The 21,399-nt window shown below is 64.2% G+C and carries 18 protein-coding genes; 3 read left to right on the top strand and 15 right to left on the bottom strand.

Annotated features, from left to right (window positions below):
* A partial coding sequence (locus A6723_RS05625; RefSeq protein WP_175405525.1) for an ESPR domain-containing protein occupies positions 1-1,679 on the bottom strand: 1,679 nt, incomplete at its 3' end.
* Between the two features lie 149 nt (positions 1,680-1,828).
* On the opposite strand from A6723_RS05625, the gene A6723_RS31135 reads away from it, so the two are divergent.
* The gene (locus A6723_RS31135) at positions 1,829-2,215 is read left to right on the top strand and encodes a DUF2845 domain-containing protein (protein WP_256234391.1); all 387 of its coding nucleotides are present in this window, start codon (positions 1,829-1,831) and stop codon (positions 2,213-2,215) included.
* A gap of 148 nt (positions 2,216-2,363) precedes the next feature.
* On the opposite strand, the gene A6723_RS05620 is transcribed toward A6723_RS31135, so the two are convergent.
* The 3 genes from A6723_RS05620 to A6723_RS05610 form a co-directional block, all read right to left on the bottom strand.
* The gene (locus A6723_RS05620) at positions 2,364-3,506 is read right to left on the bottom strand and encodes a hypothetical protein (RefSeq protein WP_054909859.1); all 1,143 of its coding nucleotides are present in this window, start codon (positions 3,504-3,506) and stop codon (positions 2,364-2,366) included.
* Between the two features lie 358 nt (positions 3,507-3,864).
* Positions 3,865-4,935 carry a DUF748 domain-containing protein gene (locus A6723_RS05615; RefSeq protein ID WP_054909860.1) on the bottom strand — a complete coding sequence of 357 codons (1,071 nt, stop codon included), beginning with the start codon at positions 4,933-4,935 and terminating at the stop codon, positions 3,865-3,867.
* 336 nt (positions 4,936-5,271) lie between these two features.
* A complete protein-coding gene (locus tag A6723_RS05610) occupies positions 5,272-6,366 on the bottom strand; it encodes an NAD(P)-dependent alcohol dehydrogenase (protein ID WP_054909861.1) in 1,095 nt (364 codons plus the stop codon).
* 476 nt (positions 6,367-6,842) lie between these two features.
* On the opposite strand from A6723_RS05610, the gene A6723_RS05605 reads away from it, so the two are divergent.
* Positions 6,843-7,532: a GNAT family N-acetyltransferase gene (locus tag A6723_RS05605; protein ID WP_054909862.1), complete on the top strand. Its 690-nt coding sequence runs from the start codon at positions 6,843-6,845 to the stop codon at positions 7,530-7,532.
* Positions 7,533-7,587: 55 nt separating this feature from the next.
* Here A6723_RS05605 and A6723_RS05600 read toward each other — a convergent pair whose 3' ends face one another.
* From A6723_RS05600 to A6723_RS05550, 11 genes are all read right to left on the bottom strand, one after another.
* The gene (locus A6723_RS05600) at positions 7,588-8,238 is read right to left on the bottom strand and encodes a TetR/AcrR family transcriptional regulator (RefSeq protein WP_024763488.1); all 651 of its coding nucleotides are present in this window, start codon (positions 8,236-8,238) and stop codon (positions 7,588-7,590) included.
* A gap of 76 nt (positions 8,239-8,314) precedes the next feature.
* Entirely contained in the window at positions 8,315-9,796 is a 1,482-nt protein-coding gene (locus A6723_RS05595; RefSeq protein ID WP_054909863.1) for an aldehyde dehydrogenase, read from the bottom strand.
* A gap of 27 nt (positions 9,797-9,823) precedes the next feature.
* Positions 9,824-11,437 carry an ABC transporter ATP-binding protein gene (locus A6723_RS05590; protein ID WP_054909864.1) on the bottom strand — a complete coding sequence of 538 codons (1,614 nt, stop codon included), beginning with the start codon at positions 11,435-11,437 and terminating at the stop codon, positions 9,824-9,826.
* A 35-nt stretch (positions 11,438-11,472) separates the two neighbouring features.
* Positions 11,473-12,288, bottom strand: coding sequence for an ABC transporter permease (locus A6723_RS05585; protein WP_024763491.1), 816 nt, complete (start codon positions 12,286-12,288; stop codon positions 11,473-11,475).
* Between the two features lie 10 nt (positions 12,289-12,298).
* Positions 12,299-13,255: an ABC transporter permease gene (locus tag A6723_RS05580; RefSeq protein WP_054909865.1), complete on the bottom strand. Its 957-nt coding sequence runs from the start codon at positions 13,253-13,255 to the stop codon at positions 12,299-12,301.
* A gap of 119 nt (positions 13,256-13,374) precedes the next feature.
* A complete protein-coding gene (locus tag A6723_RS05575) occupies positions 13,375-14,154 on the bottom strand; it encodes an alpha/beta fold hydrolase (protein ID WP_054909866.1) in 780 nt (259 codons plus the stop codon).
* Between the two features lie 11 nt (positions 14,155-14,165).
* Positions 14,166-14,375 carry a tautomerase family protein gene (locus A6723_RS05570; RefSeq protein ID WP_054909867.1) on the bottom strand — a complete coding sequence of 70 codons (210 nt, stop codon included), beginning with the start codon at positions 14,373-14,375 and terminating at the stop codon, positions 14,166-14,168.
* Positions 14,375-15,427 (bottom strand): LLM class flavin-dependent oxidoreductase, encoded by a 1,053-nt coding sequence (locus tag A6723_RS05565; protein ID WP_054909911.1) that lies wholly within the window; start codon positions 15,425-15,427, stop codon positions 14,375-14,377. Before A6723_RS05565 ends, A6723_RS05570 begins: the two co-directional genes overlap by 1 nt.
* Before the next feature lie 21 nt (positions 15,428-15,448).
* Positions 15,449-16,444, bottom strand: coding sequence for a flavin reductase (locus tag A6723_RS05560; RefSeq protein WP_054909868.1), 996 nt, complete (start codon positions 16,442-16,444; stop codon positions 15,449-15,451).
* A 14-nt stretch (positions 16,445-16,458) separates the two neighbouring features.
* Positions 16,459-17,973, bottom strand: coding sequence for an ABC transporter substrate-binding protein (locus A6723_RS05555; RefSeq protein ID WP_233297837.1), 1,515 nt, complete (start codon positions 17,971-17,973; stop codon positions 16,459-16,461).
* A 551-nt stretch (positions 17,974-18,524) separates the two neighbouring features.
* On the bottom strand, positions 18,525-20,453 hold the full coding sequence (locus tag A6723_RS05550; protein ID WP_054909870.1) for an LTA synthase family protein: 1,929 nt from the start codon (positions 20,451-20,453) through the stop codon (positions 18,525-18,527).
* Positions 20,454-20,725: 272 nt separating this feature from the next.
* On the opposite strand from A6723_RS05550, the gene A6723_RS05545 reads away from it, so the two are divergent.
* On the top strand, positions 20,726-21,382 hold the full coding sequence (locus tag A6723_RS05545; protein WP_054909871.1) for a hypothetical protein: 657 nt from the start codon (positions 20,726-20,728) through the stop codon (positions 21,380-21,382).
* The last annotated feature ends 17 nt before the right edge of the window (positions 21,383-21,399 follow it).

Here is a 21,399-nt window from a genome sequence, read left to right as displayed (position 1 = left end):
GCACTGATGGTGGTACCGCCGCTATAGCTGTTGTTGCCGGAAAGGATCAGGCTGCCCGCGCCGCTCTGGGTCAGGCTGCCGCCGCCACTGACTGCGCCGRCGTAGGTGATGTTGTCTGCACGGTCGAAGACCAGCGCGGCATTGTCGAGGATATCGCCGCTGATGCTGCCGCTGGTGCCGCCGTCGCCGATCTGCAGGGTGCCGGCACTGATGCTGGTACCGCCGCTATAGCTGTTGTTGCCGGTGAGGATCAGGCTGCCCGCGCCGTTCTGGGTCAGGCTGCCGCTACCGTTGATTGCCCCGGCATAGGTGGTGTCGTCTGAGCGGTAGAAGACCAGCGCGGCATCGTTGACGATATCGCCGGTCAGGCTGCCCGTGGTGCCGCCGTCGCCGATCTGCAGAGTGCCGGCGCTGATCGTGGTGCCGCCGCTGTAGCTGTTGTCGCCGCTGAGAATCAGGCTGCCCGCGCCGTTCTGGGTCAGGCTGCCGCTGCCGCTGATGGCCCCGGAATAGGTCACGGCATCGGCGCGGTCGAAGACCAGCGCGGCATCATTGACGATATCGCCGCTGATGCTGCCGCTGGTGCCGCCGTTGCCGATCTGCAGGGTGCCGGCGCTGATTGTGGTGCCGCCGCTGTAGCTGTTTTCGCCGCTGAGAATCAGCGTGCCGCTGCCATTCTTGACCAGGCCGATCTGCGAATCGATGGTGCCGGAGACTTCCATGCCGGCCTGGTTATCGACGGTGAAGGTATTGGCATTGCCGAGCAATTGCAGATTGGCGGCGATGGTCAGCTTGCCGGCACCACTTTCGACATTCACCGCCTGGCTGGCGGTGCTGTCCAGGGTGAGGGTGTTGTTGCCGGCGATGGTCACGTCCGCCGCCGTGGTCACGTCCAGGTTGGCAATGCTGTAGTCCTGATCGAGTACGGTGTCGATCGGCTGGGTGCCGCTGCCACCGAACACCACGTACTCACCGCCGCTCAGCGAACTGCTGGTATTGCCCGCCGAGTCGCTGCTCCAGTTGGTGTCGCTCCACAGCGAACTGCTCTGGCCCTGCCAGTAGATATTGCTGTTGTAGTAGAGCGTGCCGTTCCACAGCCGCGGGGAGTAGGTGGTGCCGAACAGATAGGCGCTGCCGACACCGACGTACACCGTCAGGTTGCCATCGGTGGCGCCGACGGCGCCGACAGCGCTGCCGTTGGTGTAGGAGAGATAGGCAGTACTGGGCAGTACTACGTACAGGCTGTAGGTCTGCCCGGCGTCCAGCGACAGCGGGTTGGTCAGGTCGATCACGTCACTGGCCACGCTCGCGTTGCCAGTGACGGTGCCGGTCTGCAACAGGGTCCAGTCGGAGGCGGTGTTCTGGCTGCCGACCCAGGTGCCCAGACGGTAGTAGATCTCGTAGTCCGTGGTGCCGCCATTGAGCAGGCTCACCTGTAACGACGTCAGGTGGGCGCCGTTGCTGGAGGTGATATCGAACATGTTGCCGTTCTGGCTGTTACCGCCGGCATAGGTGGTCGTCAGGCTGTCGGCCCAGGCGCCGGTCCAGGCCAGGCCGAGCGTCGCGGCCAGCGCCAGGGGCAGTCCGCGCCCCGCCTTGGCGTGCCCGCGGGCGAGCTCCGAAACAGCCTGCCAGACGCCGAGGCTGGTGTTGTAGACGGTCTTGTAACAGTGATTCATCTCTAATCCCTGATTTGTTGTTGTTCTGGAACGTCTGCTCAATGTTGAGCGCTGCAAGGCAAGTTACTGGCCCTCTGCCAAAAACAGCCATCAACCACAATGTGCCGTCCAATGATCACCTATCGTGAGCGTCAGCGTTGGGTCGGAAGGTGCCCGTCGTCGATGGCAGCACTTGGCTAAAAGAGGATATTGCAACTAAGTGCATTCAATTCAGATTTTTGGGGTTCATGGTGAAAGGTAGGCACATCATTGGTCTTGCATGGATGCTTCTGGCCCTCTCTACCTCTTCAGAAGCATCATCCATGCGATGTGGAACCTCCATCGTTGCGGAAGGTGACACTATGCAGCAAGTGCTGGAAAAGTGCGGTCCACCAAACTCAAAGGAGGTCTGGCAGCCCAAGCTGAGGGTGAATGGCGTTCCTGAAAAGGGGGCAGCGAAGCTAGAGTTCTGGACATATGGCCCTTCTGGGGGCGTTTACCGGAAGCTGCATTTCATTGATGACCGTTTGGTTCAAGTCGAGATGGAACGCAAATAGCTCCTCTACAAGCACTTAGAGCTAGAGGCAGTACTGGCGTCTGAGTTCTACGTGTAGATCAAAGCTCTTAATGTGAACGCGCGTCGGGGCATCCTGGTTTGCGCGTGAGACGTCCGCTTTGGGTCGGTAGCTGCCAACCCCCGCCGAATCAGAGCACAACTGTCCCTCGATCCAGGAAGCATTCGAACCCACGAGCCCATACCTTGAATCGCACGCGCGTTCCCTCTTGCGCCCAAAACAGCGTGTAGGTGTGTTCGCTGTCGTCCCGATAGGTAGCGGAGACGTTCATGGAATTCAAATGCCGGCGTGCAGCTTCCAGATCTATTGCCACATTGCCGACCGTGTAGATCTCAAAGGACTCACGGTTGCCATTCGACAGCGAGATGCAGTGACCGAAGCCGTCGAAGGAGTAGGCCTGGACTCTACTCAGCAACTCAAGAAGTTCCGTAAAGCCCATTCCCAGAATCGACGCAGCTCCCATTCTTTGAATGAAGGCATCAGGCTTGCCCCCCAGTTCATCGAAGTAATGCGTGATCAAGGGGCCGAAGACATCCGCCATAAATGCCTGGTTACGGCCAGTGAAAGGGATTTTCCTCACCTTTGCTGGAGCTATGCTTCCGAGCTGCACCTTGGTGGGCCGCTGAGCGAACGAAACACATTGACCGTCATACTCGCCTGGCTCGAACACGGCGGAAAATGTGCAGGTTCTCTCATGGTCATCCGCTGTCATCGCCGTCAGGGCTGATGTCCCCTTGTAGATAAAATGCCGCCCATCTTCGGCCTGCATCCTCATGACGCAATAGCGCTCGAATCGGGCCTCCCTCCACTCATGGCTGAGCAACGTGGCTCTAACCGATACCCGGCCCTCGGGCAGGAATAGATCGGGCGATGGCTTTAGCGGAGGCTTCGTCATCAGTGCGGCGCTCGCTTCAAAGGCCTTTCTGGACACTTTCTTTAGGCCGATGAAGTGATACTGCGCGCCACCGTCATCGGCAGATTCACTTAGCACTGTCCGCGTAGCCCCGAGGTGCACCAGGGCGGGAATCAACCACAGAGGCGGGTCGATCCTTCCGGCGTATCCCGCAATCGCAAGAGAGGCTCCCTCGCGCTCCAAGCGTTCGATGTCAATCGCCTGGCCGGCCCCGCTTGCTTCTTGTGGCGTTATGGAAGCCAGGGCCGCCGACAAGTCATGGCCGTGCGCAGCGGCCGCTGTTACAAGGGCCTCCAATACCTTTAGCGCAACAGACTCTTCGCGGAACTGTACTCGCAGGTTGATGGATGTTTCAGACATCTTCCCTTTGCCTCCATGCACTATCGGGCGATCCGGTTGGGAAGACAGACTACCTCAGAAACGAGAAACCGCGCCCTGAGGATGCAGGGTTCAAGGACTTCCAGCCACGGAGACAGGAACCCTACACACGATGAGTCGGTAGCCACCTATCACCAATGGCAGCAATCGGCCAAAAGGGGGCCTTTAGGGTGGAGAAATAAACCTGTCCCCTTTTCTACTCACAGCCCATGACCTGACAAAACTGCCGGCGGCCATGTCGGGGCAACTCGCCGACATGGTCGTCTGCAATCGCCAGTCGTCTCTCATCGGGTCAACAATCGGCGGGAAGCGCAAGTTGGTTGGCGAACGGGTGGCGCCTTCATTCGTCCGGAGCATTGCGCTCGTAGCGCGCATTGAAGGCCTCGATGAAGGCATTGCGCAGAATGCCGAGGAAGGCCTGGAAGGCGCTGACGTCCTGGCGGTGGACGTTACCGCTGAGATCAACGCGGGTCGCGAACTGATCCTTGCGCTGGTTCTTCAGCACACTTTCGCCACCCCCGACCAGGGCTTCCCAGATAGAGCGGAACACGCCCTTGTCCTTCTCTTCCACGTCCTGCTGCCAGTTGAAGACGTCGACGTCACGCAGCAGAGGCTTGATGTAACCACTGAGCTGCCCCTTGTTCGCCCGGGCTTCAATTACCAGCGTGCCGTGGCCACGGTTGAAGTCGAATTTGCCGTATGCCGAGGCGAAGTCATTCACTCGCCGCAAATCCACGTCACTGGCGCGCAGGCGCAGTTCGAAATCCTCGAAGTTCTCGAACGGGTCGAATGCCGCCTGCACTTCCACAGGTGCCTGGCCGAACAGCTGTGCGTGGCCGTCGAAGCGTGCCACCCGCTCGCCTTTCTCGTCCGCCACATTGGTGAGGTTGTACAAACTCGCCTGCACTGCACTGGTTGTCAGGTGCACCGGCGGTTTGGAATGGTAGTTGCGAAAATGAATGCGGCCGTCGTCGATGCGCATTTCATCCAGGGTGATGGGCAGCAGCTTGTTCAACTGTTCCCGCCAGTCGGTACCGGCACCACTCTGGGAACTCTGCTTGTCGCCGCCGTCGACGAAATTCAGCTCCGGCCGCAGGAATACTACCCGCGCAACGATGCCATGGTCATACCACAGCGCGTGCCAGCTCACCGACAGATCGATCACCGGTGCGTCAAGTAGCGGTACCGGCACCCGGCCGTTGACCTTGACGATCTTCAGGCCGTTGATCCGATAGGCACCACGCCAAAGCGCCAAGTCCACGTCGGTGATCTGACCGTGGTAATCGCCCATGCGATCCAGCTTGCCGTTGAGGTAATCACGGATCACATAGGGCAAGGCGATGTGCGCGATCAGCAGCACGAGCAGGACCGCCAGGATGCTCAGCATGGGTACGCTGTAGCGTCTTTTCATCCCTGCCTCCAGAGACTCTTTGGCAGTGGACTGGCGCAGCTGAGGGGAGTTCAGCCCCAATTTGGCGCCCCCATCCAGGCACAGCGCAGAAGGGTCGCCAAGAAGCAGCGCGGTCACCGTGGAAATTGCCTCAGGAGACGGCGCCCACGCTCTGGTAGTACGACTTGTCGGACAGGCTGCTGCCGTTGAGCGCGACCGTCCAGTGATCATCGCTCTCAACAACTCTGGACTGGATATCTCCCGTCCGGCGCAATCAGGCGGAGCCAACGCTGACGGCGGCCGCACTGCGGGAAATGATCTGCTGCCTGCCGGCAGCAGATCACTCCTTGCGAAGCCTCAGGGCTTGATAGCGATCTTCAGCACGCCGTCGCGCTGATGGGCGAACAGGTCGTAGGCGTTGACGATGTCGTCGAGCGCATAGTGGTGCGTCACCAGCGAGCCGAAGTCGGCGCGGTTCGACTCGATGATGCTCATCAGGCGGCGCATACGCTCCTTACCGCCAGGGCACAGGGCGGTATTGATGCGATGGTCACCCAGGCCGGCGGCGAAGGCCGAGAGCGGGATGTGCACATCGCTGGAGTAAACCCCCAGGCTCGACAGCGTCCCGCCCGGCTTGAGCACTTTCATCGCCTGCTCGAACGTGCTCGGCAGCCCCAGGCATTCGATGGACGAATCGGCGCCGCGGCCACCGGTGAGCTTCATCACCTCTTCCACCACGTCGCACTTCGTGAAGTCCAGGGTGACGTCGGCCCCCATGCTGCGGGAGATATCCAGCCGGTGTGCGTTGCCATCCACCGCGATGATGGTCGAGGCACCCAGCAGGCGGGCGCCAGCGGTGGCGCACAGCCCGATCGGCCCCTGGGCGAAGACCACCACGGTGTCGCCGATACGGATATTGGCGTTCTCGGCGCCCTTGAAGCCGGTGGACATGATGTCGGGGCACATCAGCACCTGTTCGTCGGTGAGGCTGTCCGGGATCGGCGCGAGGTTGCCTTCGGCATCGGGCACCAGGACGTACTCGGCCTGGGTACCGTCGATCAGATTGCCGAAGCGCCAGCCGGCGGTGGCCTTGTAGCCGTGGCAGGCGCAGCGGCCGCTCTCGACGAGGTAGCTGCCATCCTGCGAAGGCACGCCATCCTGCGCGGCATAGGAATTGAAGTTCGGGCAGATCGCACCGGCAATGACCCGCTGGCCTTCGCGGTAGCCCTTGACCGCGCTGCCGAGCTTCTCGATCACGCCGACCGGTTCATGCCCGACGGTCAGCCCCCTGACCACAGGGTACTCGCCCTTGAGGATGTGCACGTCAGTGCCGCAGATGGTGGTCGTGGTGATGCGGATCAGCGCGTCGTTGGGGCCGACCTCGGGGATGGGTTTGTCCGCCAGCTCGATTCGCCCCGGTTCCACGAAGATCGCCGCTTTCATCATTGCCATCGTTGTTTCTCCTCGCTTGGAATGCGCCATGGGTGCACAGGGCCGGGGATCGCAGGGAGCGAATGCCCGCGGCGCCCTCGGCCGAACGGACCCAGTGTGCTTGGCCGGAACGAAACCCCGTTGACACATATCAAGCCAAGGGGAAGCTCGCTCGGCAGCCTGCCCGCCGGGAACGCTGGCGGGCTGATAGAGCATTGACCGGAATCGCCAAAAAACAAGGCGCGCGGCCAGTCCGGCGAGCATGCGCAACTCCACCAGCGCGATGCCCTGGTAGCGCGCGTTGAAGGTGCGCGCATCCAGCTCCATCTCGACGCCTGGGTGCCGGTGCGCCGCAGCAGTGACCCTGTACAAGCCCCTCGGCGGCGGCTGGGAGGGTTGAGCCCCGCTCTCGCAGGATGAATCGATGGGCGCCGGGGAGGTTACAATGGCGCCCACACCGACTCCCCCGCATCGGCCAAGCCCGGAGCCAGCTTCAGATGTTCACCCTCGTAAACCTCGACACCTCGCCCCCCGAATCCCTGAAAAGCCAGGTGCTGCAGATGGTGGTGGACTATTTCAGCGACATCAGCCCGGTGCCTCTGACCCCGAGCAACCCGCTGTTCCAGCTGTACCAGTACGTGATCGGCTTTGAGGTGCACCTGTACCTGCAGGCCATGGACGGTTCGGCGCAGAGCCCGGCGCGGCTGATCCTCGCCCTGGATGATGAAGACCCGTCGCAGGTGCTCGGCTTTGCCCTCTACCTGCCGAGCGCGGATGACGCCGAGGCCTGCACCCTGGCCTACCTCGCCGTCCAGGCCAGCCACCGCCGGCGCGGTATCGCCCGCGCCATGCTGCAGAAGATGCTCGAGCATCGCCCCCACGCGGAACTGGCCTGCGCGGCGGGCAAGGTGCCGGTCTTCGAGGCGATGGGCTTCCGCGTCCTGGCGGCGCAGGGGCCGCACGTGCTGCTGAACACCCGCGACCAGCGTTCCGACGGCATGGTCGCGGTGCAGGATCTCGCGCCGATCTACCAGTCCAAGGAAGTGCGGCAGATCCACACCTATCTGGTGAAGCAGAAGGGCAGCAAGGCGATGCGCGAGGCCGAGCAGAAACGCGATCGCCTGCTGGACCAGATGACCTGGCAGGCCCAGGAACTGGTCAAGGCGCGCTTCCCGACGATTCACTGAGGGGCGGTTCGAGTCGTCTGCCGCGTAGCCGAACAGGCGCTCCCCGCGCGGTGCTTCAGCGCCCGGGTTCGGGCATGTAGAACGCCACCAGATCGAGACAGGCACTGATGCCATGCTCGATGGCCTTCATGTTGCGCCGACGCTGCCAGTCCAGCCACAAGCCATCGAGCATGGCCATGATGGCGTCCGCCGACTTCTCGATACGCTCGGCGCCCACCTCGCGCTCCTCGGCAATCCTGCGCAGGATTTCCACCAGGCGTTCGCGGTAGATGGCGTAGAGCTTGCGCTCGGTATCTGCGATGTCTTCCTGGAACAGCGAGGCGGACCACAGGTCGATGCGCACCGACAAGTAGCTGCGGTCGAGGAAAGTGCTGGTGAAGCCACTGCGCAGGAACACTTCCAGCTGCGCCATGGACGTGCGCGGCTCGGCCACCAGCCCCGCACGGGTAGCTTCGTAGAGCTGGTGCGAGGCGTACTTGTAGGCCTCCACCAGCAGCTCGTTCATGTCCTTGAAGTGGTAGCTGATGTGCCCCAGCGCCATCTCGGCACGCGCCGCCACCTTACGCGCGGACAGCTTGGCGTAGCCCTCTTCGCTCAGGCAGAGAAAGGCAGCCTTGATGATCTCCTCGCGGCGCAATTCAGGGTCGTAGACCTTTTTCGTTTTCTGTTGCGCCGCTTTCTGCTGCGCCACCTTCTGTTGTGACATGGCGTGCCGATTCCAAGGTTGGCAGTTGGGGCGGATTATTCCGCCCCGCGTCCGTCATGGTCAAAAGTTACTTCATTCAGAGCCTGATCCAGGTCGCCTTGAGTTCGGTGTATTTGTCGAAGGCGTGCAGCGACCGGTCCCGCCCGTTGCCGGACTGCTTGAAACCACCGAAGGGCGCGGTCATGTCGCCGCCCGAGTACTGGTTGACCCACACCGAGCCAGCCCGCAGCGCACGCGAAACCTGGTGCGCGCGGGACAGGTTGGACGTCCACAAGGCCGCCGCCAGGCCGTAGGGCGTGTCGTTGGCAATGGCCACCGCTTCCTCGGCATCCTTGAAGCTGATGACCGAAAGTACGGCGCCGAAGATTTCCTCGCGGGCGATGCGCATGTCGTTACGCACGCCATCGAAGACTACCGGCGCCAGGTAGCAACCCTCGCTTTCGCCGCTGCCGGCCACCAGCCGGGCGCCCTCCTCCAGGCCGCTGGCAATGTAGCCCTGCACCAATTGCAGATGCTGGCTGTCGACCAACGCGCCATAGCGGCTGGTCGGATCAAGGGCGTCGTTCGGCGTCCACGCGGCCAGTGCTTCACGCAGATGCTCGAGGAACTCTTCGCGCACCGACTCCTGCACCAGCAAGCGCGAACCGGCAGTGCAGACCTGGCCCTGGTTGTAGGCGATGGCGGAGGCGGCACTGATAGCCGCCGCGCGCAGGTCGGGCGCATCGGCGAAGACGATGTTCGGGCTCTTGCCACCGGCCTCGGTCCACACGCGCTTGAGGTTGGACTGCCCGGCGGCGACCATCAGGCGCTTGGCCACGCCGGTGGAGCCGGTGAAGGCGATGGCGTCGACGTCCATGTGCCGCGACAGGGCGTCGCCGGCCTCGGCGCCATAGCCCGGCACCACGTTCAGCACACCTTCGGGGATGCCCGCCTCGCAGGCCAGCCGAGCGATACGGATAGCCGTCAGTGGCGAGCGCTCGGACGGCTTGAGCACCACGGAGTTGCCGCACGCCAGCGCCGGGCCGAGCTTCCAGCTGGCCATCAGCAACGGGAAGTTCCACGGCACTATCACGCCGACCACGCCCACGGCTTCGCGGGTGACCAGGCCCAGCTGGTCCTCGGCGGTGGCGGCGATCTCGCCGTAGACCTTGTCGATGGCCTCGGCGGACCAGCGAATGGCGTTGGCCGCGCCGGGCACGTCGGTGGCCAGGGAATGGGCGATGGGCTTGCCCATGTCGAGGGTTTCCAGCAGCGCCAGCTCCTCGGCGTGGCTTTCCAGCAGATCGGCGAAGCGGATCAGGATGCGCTTGCGCTGCACCGGTGCCATGCGCGACCAGTGCCCGGCCTCGAATGCCCGGCGCGCGCTGGCCACGGCGCGCTCGACGTCAGCTGCGCCACCACGGGCTATGGCCGCCAGGCGGCGCCCGTCGAGCGGGCTGGCCTTGTCGAAGGTGCGCAGGTCCTGCGCGCTGCAGTAGTCACCGTCGATGAAGCAGCGACCTTCGATGGCGAGCGTTGCAGCGCGCTCGCTCCAGTCCTGCAGGGTTGTTGCGGTCATGGGTTTGCTCCTTGAGCGGAAATGAGTTCAGGCCACGCCCCGTTGCGACAGGCCGTCGAGCCAGTCCGGGTCCATCTGCGGCATGCTGTCGAGCAGGCGCGTGACGTAGCTGTCGCACGGCGGCGTGAACACCCGTTGCTTGTCGCCAAAATCGACGACGCGGCCAGCCTTGAGCACCAGCACGTCGTCGGCGATGGACTTCACCACCGACAGGTCATGGGTGATGAACAGGTAGGTGATGCCCAGGCGCTGCTTGAGGTCGTCGATCAGCCGCAGGATTCCCTCCGCGACAAGCTGGTCGAGGGCGCTGGTGATCTCGTCGCAGACGATCACTGCCGGGTCCGCCGCCAGGGCGCGGGCAATGCCCACCCGCTGTTTCTGCCCGCCGGACAATTCGCCCGGCCGCCGCGCCATGAAGCGGCCGGGTTCCAGGCCCACGGCATCGAGCAATTCGCGAGTCCGCTCCTCCCGTCGCGCGGCACTCAGGCCGCCGTAGAACTGCAGCGGCCGCCCGACGATGTCACCGATGCGGTGGCGCGGGTTCAGCGCGGTGTCAGCCATCTGGTAGATCATCTGGATCGAACGCAGCTCGTCCCGGCTGCGCTTGGCGTAATGCCCCGCAAGCGGCCTGCCCTGGAACAGGATGCAGCCCTCGCGGCTGGGCAAGGCCCCGGTGATGCAGCGCCCCAGCGTCGACTTGCCCGAGCCGGACTCGCCGACGATGGCCAGCGTGCGCCCCGGAAAGACCTTCAGCGACACGTCGTCGAGCACCTGTTTATTGCCGTAGCCGGCGCGGACGCCGCGCAGTTCCAGCAGCGGTTGCTGGTCGGCGGCCACCGGCGGACGCGCCTCACACGCGAGGTTGCGTACCGCCCACAGCGAGCGGGTGTAGTCCGCCTGCGGCTCGGCGATCACCCGGCGCTTGTCGCCGCGTTCGACCATGTGGCCATCCTTGAGCACCATCACCTCGTCGGCCATCTGCGCCACCACGGCGAGGTCGTGGGAGATGTAGATGGCCGCCACCTGGAACTCGCGGACCAGCTCGCGGATGGTCAGCAGGACGTCGATCTGCGTGGTGACGTCCAGTGCCGTGGTCGGTTCGTCGAAGATGATCAGGTCCGGCCGGCAGGACATCGCCATGGCCGTCATGATCCGCTGCAACTGGCCGCCTGACACCTGGTGCGGATAGCGCTCGCCGATCGACTCGGGCTCAGGCAGGGAAATCTTCCGGTACAGTTCCACCGCATCCCGGCGCGCCTGTTCGCGGGGCGCCAGGCCGTGCTCCAGGGCGCTCTCGCAGTGCTGGTCGATCAGCCGGTGCGCCGGGTTGAAGCTCGCCGCCGCGGACTGCGCCACATAGGCGATGCGCGCCCCGAGCAGCTCGCGATGCTGCGCTTCGGGCACCTGGCGCAGGTCGATGCCGTCGAAGAGGATCTCGCCGCCGCTGATGCGGCAGCCGTCGCGGGTGTAGCCCATGGCGGCGAGGCCGATGGTGGACTTGCCGGCGCCGGACTCGCCGACCAGGCCGAGTATCCTGCCGCGCTGCAATTGCAGGTCGATGCCGTGGACGATCTCGCTCCAGCCGTCCGCGCCGCCGGCTTCGATGCGCAGGCCGGTAATCTTCAGTAGGGGTTCGCTCATGCTGCGTGTCCTCGGACAATACGTGGGCAGGACGGTCATCGCCGCTGGGCGAGGAACCAGTCGGCAACGAAGTTGACGGCGATCGCCAGCACGCCGATGGCGGCGGCGGGGATCAATGGCGTCAGGTCGCCGAAGGAAATCAGCGAGGCGTTCTCGCGGACCATGCTGCCCCAGTCCGCCAGCGGCGGTTGCAGCCCCAGGCCGAGGAACGACAGCGAGGAAATGGTCAGGAACACGAAGCAGAAGCGCAGGCCGAATTCCGCCACCAGCGGTGCCCGCACGTTGGGCAGCAGTTCCACCGCCACCAGCCAGAACAGCCCTTCGCCGCGCAGCCGGGCAACTTCCATGTAGTCGGTCACCACCACGTTGAGCGACACCGAGCGCGCCAGGCGGAAGATGCGCGTGGCGTCCACCAGGGCGATGACGAACACCAGGTTGGCGATGCTGGTGCCGAAGATGGTCAGCAACAGCAGCGCGCAGATCAGTTGCGGCACCGCCATCAGCACATCCACCAGGCGTGACAGTGCGCTGTCCACCCAGCCACCCATGGCAGCGGCGATCAGCCCCAGCGAACCGCCGATGAAGAAGGCCAGCGCGGTGGACAGCAGCGCGATGCCGATGGTGTTGCGCGCGGCGAAGATCACCCGCGAGAGCATGTCGCGCCCCAGGGCATCGGTGCCCAGCCAGTGCTGCGCACTCCAGGGGTCGTATTCGCCGCCGACGATCTCGGTCTCGCCGAAGGGTGCCACCAGCGGGCCGAACAGCGCGAGGAAGGTGTAGAAAAGGATGATCAGCAGGCCGATGCGGGCGGTCCAGGTCATCTGCTTGAAGGTTGCGATCAAGGCATTCATCGGCTCGTTCTCACTGGCGATGCAGCAGGCGCGGATTGGTAACGATGGACAGCACGTCGGCGAGCAGATTGATGCCGATATAGACCACCGCGAAGATGCAGCAACAAGCCTGGACCACCATGACGTCGCGCTTGATCACCGAGTCCACCATCAGTTGCCCGAGGCCGGGGTAGACGAACACCACCTCGACCACCACCACGCCGGTGATCAGGTACGCGAGGTTCACCGCGATGACATTGACGATGGGCGCCCAGGCGTTGGGCAACGCATGGCGCAGGACGATCTTCAGCCGCGACAGGCCCTTGAGCCGGGCCATCTCGATGTAGGGCAGCTGCAGCAGGTCGAGCACCGCGATGCGCGTCATGCGCATCATGTGGGCGGTGATCACCAGGGTCAGCGTCAGCGCCGGCAGGAAGGCCGCCTGCAGGTGGTCGAGCAGGCTCGCCGAGGCCGGTACGTCGGCGATGGAAGGAAACAGCGGGTGCTTCACCGCCAACCAGAGGATCAGGATGTAGCCGATGAAGAACTCCGGCAGCGACACCGCCGCCAGGGAGACGATGTTCACCACCCGGTCATAGATCGAATCCTTGTAGAGCGCCGCGAACAGCCCCAGCAGCAGCGCCAGCGGCACCGCGATCAGTGCCGTGTAGCCAGCCAGGAACAGCGTGTTCAGCAGGCGCTGGCCAATCAGTTCGGACACCGCCCGGCCGTTGGACAGCGAGGTGCCGAAGTCGCCCTGCAGGCTGCCCAGCAGCCAGTGCAGGTAGCGGCTCAGCGCGGGCTGGTCCAGCCCCAGCTCGTGACGCAGGGCATGCAGCGCCTCGGGCGTGGCGGACTGGCCGAGCAGCTTCTGCGCCATGTCGCCGGGCAGCAGCTGCACCGCCGCGAAGATGAGTGCGGAGACGCCCAACAGGGTCAGGGCTCCGAGAAGAATGCGCCGCAAGAGAATGGGATAAATCAAAGCCATGGTATCGACCTGCTGATCGGTTGGGCAGTTGTTGTTGTTTTTCTGGTTTCTGGGCGGTTTCTGGGCGGTTACGGGGAGGGTTGGGCAGTGCCCACCCTCCTCCGGCGTATCGGCAGGTGTTAGTGCGAGGCCTTGTCCAGGAAGGCTTTCAGGTGGGGCACCACCTGGTCGCTCGCTTCGATCAGGATGGCGTGCTTGAGGTCCGGCAGTACCACCAGCTGCGAGTGCGGCAACGCCTCGGCGATCTGCCGGTTCAGGCCCGGATTGCAGCCGCCGTCGAACTCGCCGGTGAGCACCAGGCACGGTTGCTTCACTTCATGCAGCCAGGGCGCCATCTCGGTCTCCGCGTAGATGTGGAAGACGTTGAGGAACACCTCGGCCGGCGTGTCCATCACCTGCTGCTTGCGCCATTCGATGACCTCCGGATGCGCCGCGCAGAAGCTCTCGGTGAACCAGCGCTGGGTCAGGGTATCCAGCACCGGGCCAATGCCCTTTTCTTCCATGGCGCGGACCACCTTGCGCACATTCTCGCTGTCCTGCGGCGAGCGGAATGCCGCGGTGGACAGCAGCCCGACGCTCAGCACGTGCTGCGGATACTTGTGCGCATAGGCGGGGCCGATCATCCCACCGAGGGAGTGGCCGATGATGTGCATCTGCTCGATGCCCAGCCGCGCGCGCAGCGCTTCGAGGTCCTCGACCAGTTCTTCCAGGCCGAACTCCTCGGTCGGCAGCGGCGATTCGCCGTGGCCGCGCAGGTCATAGCGGATGCAGGTGAAGCTGTCCTTCAGCGCCTCGGTGACCTTGTCCCAGCCGGTCTTGCGCGCGCCGATGCCGTGCACCATCACCAGGGCGGGTCCCTGCCCGTCCACTACATAGGCGCAATCGATTGCCTTGCTCATCACGCGCCTCCTCAGCCCTGGGCCTTTGCTTCTGCGATGATCTCTGCGTAGCTGCGGCCGCCTACGCCCCAGTCGGCCTGATCCACCTCCTTGAGCAGGATGGTGACCGCCTGGGCCTTGCCGCCGCAGACCTGGAGGTAGGTGTCGGTCAGCGCCTGGATCAGCTCGCGCTTCTTTTCGGGGGTACGTCCGGGGAAGAGTTCTACGGTAAGCAGGGGCATCAGCCGGTCCTCTTGTTCAGGTTGGGTTGGTTCGAGCGGGAACTGAAGTGCGGAATGACCTGCTCGCCGAAGCGCCGCATCATGTCCAGGCTGTCTTCCTGGGACTGGCCGAAATTGGCGGTCATGATCACTTCATCGATGCCGGCCTCGGCATAGGCGGAAAGCTGGTCGATCATCTGCTCGCGGGTGCAGATCAGCAGGTTCCTGCCCAGCTCCTCGATGGACTGCTGGCGTGGCAGCGCTTCGATGCCACCGCCATGGACGATGCCCGGCCCGGTGAACACGTTGTCGAAGCGGCGGTAGTACTCGTAGGCCAGTTGCAGCTTCTCGCGGGCGTCGGCTTCATCGCGGGCGAGATAGGTCGCGCGTTGCAGCGACAGCCGGGCGCGCCTGGCGGATTTCGCTTTCGCCTCGGCGTTGCCACGGCGGAAGGCGTTGACCTGGTCCAGCAGCATCTGGTGGTCGCCGCTCAGCGGCGTGGTCTGCACCGAGAAGCCCTGGCGCGCGCAGGCCTGGATGCCCTCGGGCGCCATGCTCGCCACTACCAGCGGAATCTCCCGCTCGGGGCGCGGCATCACGGTCAGCGGGCCGAACTGGTAGTACTTGCCGTCCCAGCTCACTTCCTTGCGCGTCAGCAGGGCCTGCAGCACGGCCAGGGATTCGTCGAAGCGCTCGCGGGTCTCGTTCATCGGCACGCCGAGCATCTCGATCTCGTACTTGAAGGCGCCGCGTCCCACGCCCAGCACCAGCCGGCCGTCGCACAGGGCATCGGCCTGCACCACTTCGCCGGCGAATACCCGCATGTCGCGGATCGGCAGCACGGCGATGGAGGTAGCCAGTTCGATGTGCCGGGTGACCGCGGCGATCTTCACCGCCATCTGCAGCGGCGAGGGCACCAGCAGGATATTGATCAGATGGTGCTCGGGGATGGAAATGCCGGCATAGCCGACCTCTTCCGCCACCACGGCCTGCTCGACCATGTGCTCGTAGAGCTGTTTGCCGGAGGCATCCGGATCGGGCAGGTAGGAGCTGAGGAAATGGTTGAATTCCATGTTGTTGTCCACTCGGTGGTCTTAGTGTTTCCAGTCCAGCCAATGCACGGGCTTGCCCGCGATGCCGGCAATTCGTCCGCCATCGGCGGTGTCGCAGTAGATGCCGAAGCTGTCGGCCTGCCGCTCGCTGAAGAAGCGGTGGAGCATGCTGATGCAGTAGTCGCCGCGGACCAGCAGCCAGGGCTCGTCCTCGGCACGGAAGACACGCACTTCCCGCCCGGCGTCGCCGGACAACGCCAGTTCGGCGCTGGCATCGGCGCGGAAGACCAGGCGGGTGAAGTCGTCGCCCGCCTCCTCGAACATCGAGTAGATGAACGACACCTCGCCTACCAGGCCGACCCGGCGGAAGACCTCATCGATGACCGCCTTCTGGCTCACCCCGGCCCGCCAGAACACCTCCGGGATGCTCCAGTGCTCCTGGCCCGGCTCGCGCACCAGCAGCACACCGTTGTCGCGGGCGATCAGGCACCCGACCTTGAGCGCACTGCCGCGCTCCACCTGGATGGCCTTGGCCCCTTCGGCGAAGTCGATGTAGCTGCCGCGGAAGTAGCCCAGCGGGCTACCCACGCTGCTGCGGTAGCGCTGCACCTCGCCGATCAGGATCACGTGGTCGCCCGCTTCCACCAGGCTGTGGCGCCGGCAGCTGAGCACGCTAAGGCTGTCGGCCAGGCACGGCACGTCGGCCTCGCAGGACAACAGCTCGACCCCAGCGAACTTGTCGGCCGAGCGCCCGGCGAAGCGGTTCGACAGGTCGCGCTGCCAGTCGCCGAGGATGTTGACGGCGAAGCGCTCGGCCGCGCTGAAGACCGCCAGGCTGCCGGCGCTTTTGGCGATGCACACCAGCACCAGCGCCGGGCTCAGCGAGACCGATGTGAAGGAGTTCGCCGTGAAGCCGCGCGGCGTGCCGTCGCCCTCGCGGGTGGTGACGATGGTGACGCCGGTCATGAAGGTGCCGAAGACGTTGCGCAGGCTGCGCGTGTCGTCCGCGCTGACCGAATGCCAGTCGAGGTTGCTCATCCCGTTCTCCCGCTTCACGCCAGCGACCAGCGCTCGATCGCGCGCATGCCGTCCAGGGCCATGTCGCCGGCCACGGTCGGCGACGTCACCACGTCGTTGCCCATGCCCATGATGTGGTTCATGAACATCGGCACCACGGTGGAGCCCTCGTCGTGCAGCATCGCCTGCATGTCCCAGTAGATGGCCTTGCGCCGGGCTTCGTCGAGCTCGGAGCGGGCCTGCAGCATCAGCTTGTCGAAGCGCTCGTTGTTCCACTGGGTGTCACCCCAGGACGCGCCGCTGGCGTAGATCTGGCTGAAGATCCAGTCCGGCGTGGCGCGGCCGGTCCAGTAGCACATGCACATGGGCTTCTTCGACCAGACGTTGATCCAGTAACCGTCGTTGGATTCGCGCACCACCTTGAGGTTGATGCCGGCCTTGCGCGCGCTTTCCTCAAACAGCACGCCGGCATCCACTGCCCCGGCGAAGGCCGCGTCGGCGGCGCTGATGCTGATGTCCAGGCTGTCCAGCCCGGCCTGCTTGAGGTAGAAGCGCGCCTTGTCGGGATCGTACTGGCGCTGGGCGAGTTCGCTGTTGAAGTACTTCTGCTGACGCCCGATGGGGTGGTCGTTGCCGACGCTGCCGTGGCCGCGCAGGATCGACTTCACCCACTGTTCGCGGTCCACCGCGTGCTTGAGCGCCAGGCGCACGTTGTTGTCCTGGAACGGGCTGACCTTGGCGATCATCGGCATGGTCGCGTGGTTCAGGCCGGTGACCTCGGCGATCTTCACCTTGTTGCTGCGCTGCAGCAGCGACAGGGTCTTGATCTCCACGCGGTTGATGACGTTGACCTTACCGGTGAGCAGCGCGTTCTGCCGTGCCACGGAGTCGGCGATGGCGATCAGCTCTGCCTCCTCGACGTGCGCCCGGCCCGGTTTCCAGTAGTTGGGGTTGCGCACTACAAAGGCACGGACGCCTGGGTTGTACTCCTTGAGCATGTAGCCGCCGGTGCCCACGCCGGAGCGCCAGTCGACCTGGCCGTCAGCGCCACGCGGCAGGATGCTCAGGTGGTAGTCGCTCATCAGCACGGGGAAGTCGGCGTTGCCGCCCTTGAGGCTGACGCGCACCGTCGAGTCATCGACCGCCTTCACTTCGTCGATCTGCGAGACGATCGATTTGGACAGGGACTTGGAGCCGTCCTTGCGGTGGTAGTCGAGCGTGGCCACCACGTCATCGGCGACGAAGGGCTTGCCGTTGTGGAACTGCACGCCACTGCGCAGCTTGAAGGTCCAGACCCTGGCGTCCGGCGAGGACTCCCAGGACTCGGCCAGTTCGGGAATGGCGTTGCCGCTGCTGTCGATCTCCACCAGGTTGCCGCGCAGCGCCTGGCTCAGCAGCATCATGAAGTCGTCTTCGGCCAGGCCCGGATCGAGGCTGTCGGTGGTCGACGCGCCGGCCAGACCGAATACCAGTCGCCCGCCCTTCTTCGGCTCGGCGAATGCCGGCAGCGGCAAGCCGCCCAGCAACACGCCGGCCCACAAAAGCCCCATCGTCCCTTTCACCAGGTCACGACGGGTTACGCCGGAGGATGGCTCCCCAGGTTGCTTTTCCTTCATCCCACACCTCGCAAGACACTTGTTTTTGTACGACCGTACAGGCATAGGACGAAGTTGCACCTGCGGTCTTATGATGGTTGTTATCGCCTCAATGCGGCTGCCAAAGCGCTCTCTGTCGGATTGATTTTGGACAGTCGTACAGATTATTAGCGACAAAAATCGGCGCGCGCAAGAGATTTCTGTACACACGTACAAAAGATAATCGAAGGCTGTTCGGCTTCATGCCGCAAAAAAGGCGGAAAGGCGGCTGACTGACCGTTTTTTCGGGCCAGTCAAAGACCCGTGAGAGACGGATCGAAGGTCAGTTCGTGCCGGCGCACCAGCCTGGCATCATGCCCGGCCGTGCCACCGCGGGGATGCCCGAGGATCGGGAGAGTGCGTTTCCGATGCAGGGCAGCTCGACTCCCTGTGAAAGCGAGTCGAGCCCAAAGCTTTCCTCTGGGAGGAAAATCAACGGCGCTGCGCGGAACGCAATGTCGTCGTGGTCACTGCCCCGCCGCCGGCTTCCAATCCAGCAGGTGATGACTGAACCCATGGCTCGCCGACTGGTAGTAGCTGATCGCCCGCGCCACCAGCGGATCGTCCGCCTGTGCCGGCACTTCCGTGCTCGCCCCCAGGGCCTGGTTGTGCCGGCGCAGTTCGCCGCGCGGGCTGAGGATCGCCAGGTCGCGGCCATCGAACAGGCCCAGGTGCTGGTAGTTGCCGATGACCACGCGCGGCGGCAAGGCGTTCGGGACCATCAGGTTGCGCCCGTAGAAGGTCGAGGTGTAGCTCAGGTTGAGGATCGACAGCAGGCTCGGCGCCAGGTCCAGCTGGCTCGCCAGTTCCGCACGCTCGCCGGCCGGCAGCAGCTTGGGCGCGTAGATGAACAGCGGAATCTGGTAGTTCGCCACCGGCAGGTCTTCCTTGCCGGCGCTGCCCGCGGTGTGGTCGGCGACGAACACGAACAGCGTGTTGTCGAACCACGGCTTGCCCTTCACCGCCTTGAGGAACTGGCCGATGGCGTAGTCGGTGTACTTCACCGCACCGTCACGCCCTTCGCCCGAGGGGATGTCGATACGGCCGTCCGGGTATGTGTACGGGCGGTGGTTCGAGGTGGTCATCAGTTGCAGCAGGAAGGGCTGCTGGCGCGCGTGATCCTCGTCCGCCACCTTGATCGCCTGGGCGTAGAGATCCTCGTCGCTCATGCCCCAGGCGTTCTTGAAGTGGATATCCGACTCCGCGACGCTGGACTGGTCGACGATGCGGTAGCCGTTGCCGCCGAAGAAGGCGTTCATGTTGTCGAAGTAACCGCGGCCGCCGTACAGGAAAACGGCGTCATAGCCGACGTTCTTCAACTGCTGGCCCAGGCTGGCGAAACCGCTCTCGCGACCGACACGCTTGACGATGGAGCGCCCCGGCGTGGGCGGAATCGACAGGGTGATGGCCTCCAGGCCACGGTCGGTGCGGGTGCCGGTGGCATAGAAGTTGTTGAAGTAAAGGCTGTTGCGACGCAGCTCGTCCAGGTTCGGGGTCAGGTCGCGCTCGTCGCCGTTGCTGCCCAGGTACTTGGCGCTCAGGCTCTCGATGGTCACCAGGACGATGTTGTAGCGCTTGGGCGCACCTTCGCTGGCGATACTGCGGCGGATGTCCATCGGCCCGGTGCCGGTGAAGCGCGCATTGGGCTCGGCCAGTTCCGAACGGATGCGCTGCGTGACCTGCTCGGGCGGCAGGGTCGCGTAGAACTGCGGATAGTCCAGCTCGTTGTTTCGGAACGCGGCGAAGAACTGGTACGGCCCGTTGCTCGCCAGCTCGCGGGCGTAGGTATTGCCATCCTGGCCGCGCGGGGCATCCTGGTCGACCAGGACACCGGCCGCCAGCGCCATCGCCACCAGGCCGGCGCAACCCAGCAGGCGGCGCGACAGCGGCGGCACCTCGGCGTCACGCAGGCGACCCAGGACCTTGAACAGCGCGAGGGTCACGCCCAGCGAAAGCAGCGCCAGGATGCTCAGCAACAGGCCGATGGGATAGGACTCGAGGATGTTGTTCAGCACCTCGTCGGAATACACCAGGTAGTCGACTGCGATGAAGTTGAAGCGCACCCCGAACTCGTCCCAGAACAGCCACTCGGCCACCGCCGTGAAGAGCATCACGTAGACGCTGGTGAACAGCATCGCCGCCAGCAGCCAGCGCCAACTGGCGCTGCGCCAGACCCGCGCGGGCATCAGCAGGAGGACCACACCCATCGGCAACAGGGCGTAGACCAGGAAGCTGAGGTCGTAGAGCAGGCCAATGGCGAATACCGCCACATGGGCCGTGCCCACCTCGGGCAGATGGCCGACCAGGAGGGCCAATCGGGTCAGGAAGAAGACGATCAGCCAGAGCAAGGCGACCAGCGCCAGGAAGCGCGTCGGAGCCGAGCGGAAGAGTTGCATGGGGTGTCCTTGTAGAAGTCTTTCCTGCGCAGCACAACGCTGCGCAAGTCGGCGCCGGTACCGGCACCCGGGCGGGACACTACAAGGTAGAAGGAAAAGAAATCGTCAAATTAAGCTGCGGGATTCGTGAATTGCCCACGATCCGGAACCGTTCACCTGAATATCAAGGCAACGGCGCACGAAAAATCCCTCTCTACGTCTTTTTCACATGTCCTTGACGAGACCTTGATCGCGCGATTCGACAATGGGCTGTAACTGACGAGTCGACGCCCATGAACGATCCCCAGCGCCTGTTCACCCCTTCTTCCCGACACCAGCACGATGCCCTGGCCGGCAGCTCGTCCGGTCGCGGGCTATGCCGGCGGATTCGCCAGTGGCGGGAAAAGCGTCTGCTGCGCCTGGCCCTGCGCATGGCCGAGGAGCCGATCCTGATGCTGGAAGTCTCACAGTCGCCCGGCGCCTCCTGGCCCGTGCTGCTGGAGCACAGCAACCGCATCATCGTCGCGACCTGCCCGTCCAGCGACTCGCTGGCCGACGCCCACCGCAAGCTGCCCGAAGCGATGAAACGACGGATCCGCGACCTGCCGGCGCCGCTGGAGGACGCAGAACTGCGAAAGGGCTCGGTCGATTGCCTGCTGCTTCCGGAAATCCCCCAGACCGCCTGCAACAGCCGCAATATCCGCTTGCTGAACCAATGGATTCCGGTGACCCGCGACAGCGTGATCCTGTTCGCCCGCATCGGCAATTCGAATTCGCTCGACGACACACAGCCCTGCCCCTGCGGCTCGGACCCGCACCCCATCGGCCCCGACTTCGCCAATGCGCGCGCCCTGGAACGTGAGTTCCAGCGCCTGGGCTTCTCCCAGATCCACCATTGCAACGTGATCCCCGGCGTGGATGGGGTACGGATCTACGTCCTGCGCAAGTAAGCCCTCTCGCCCTCCAC

Origin of the sequence: Pseudomonas sp. AU11447 (assembly GCF_001672555.2) — a bacterium.
GTDB lineage: Bacteria > Pseudomonadota > Gammaproteobacteria > Pseudomonadales > Pseudomonadaceae > Pseudomonas > Pseudomonas nitroreducens.
Note: the sequence above shows the minus strand (reverse complement) of the source record. Positions and strands in the feature narration are given on the sequence as shown.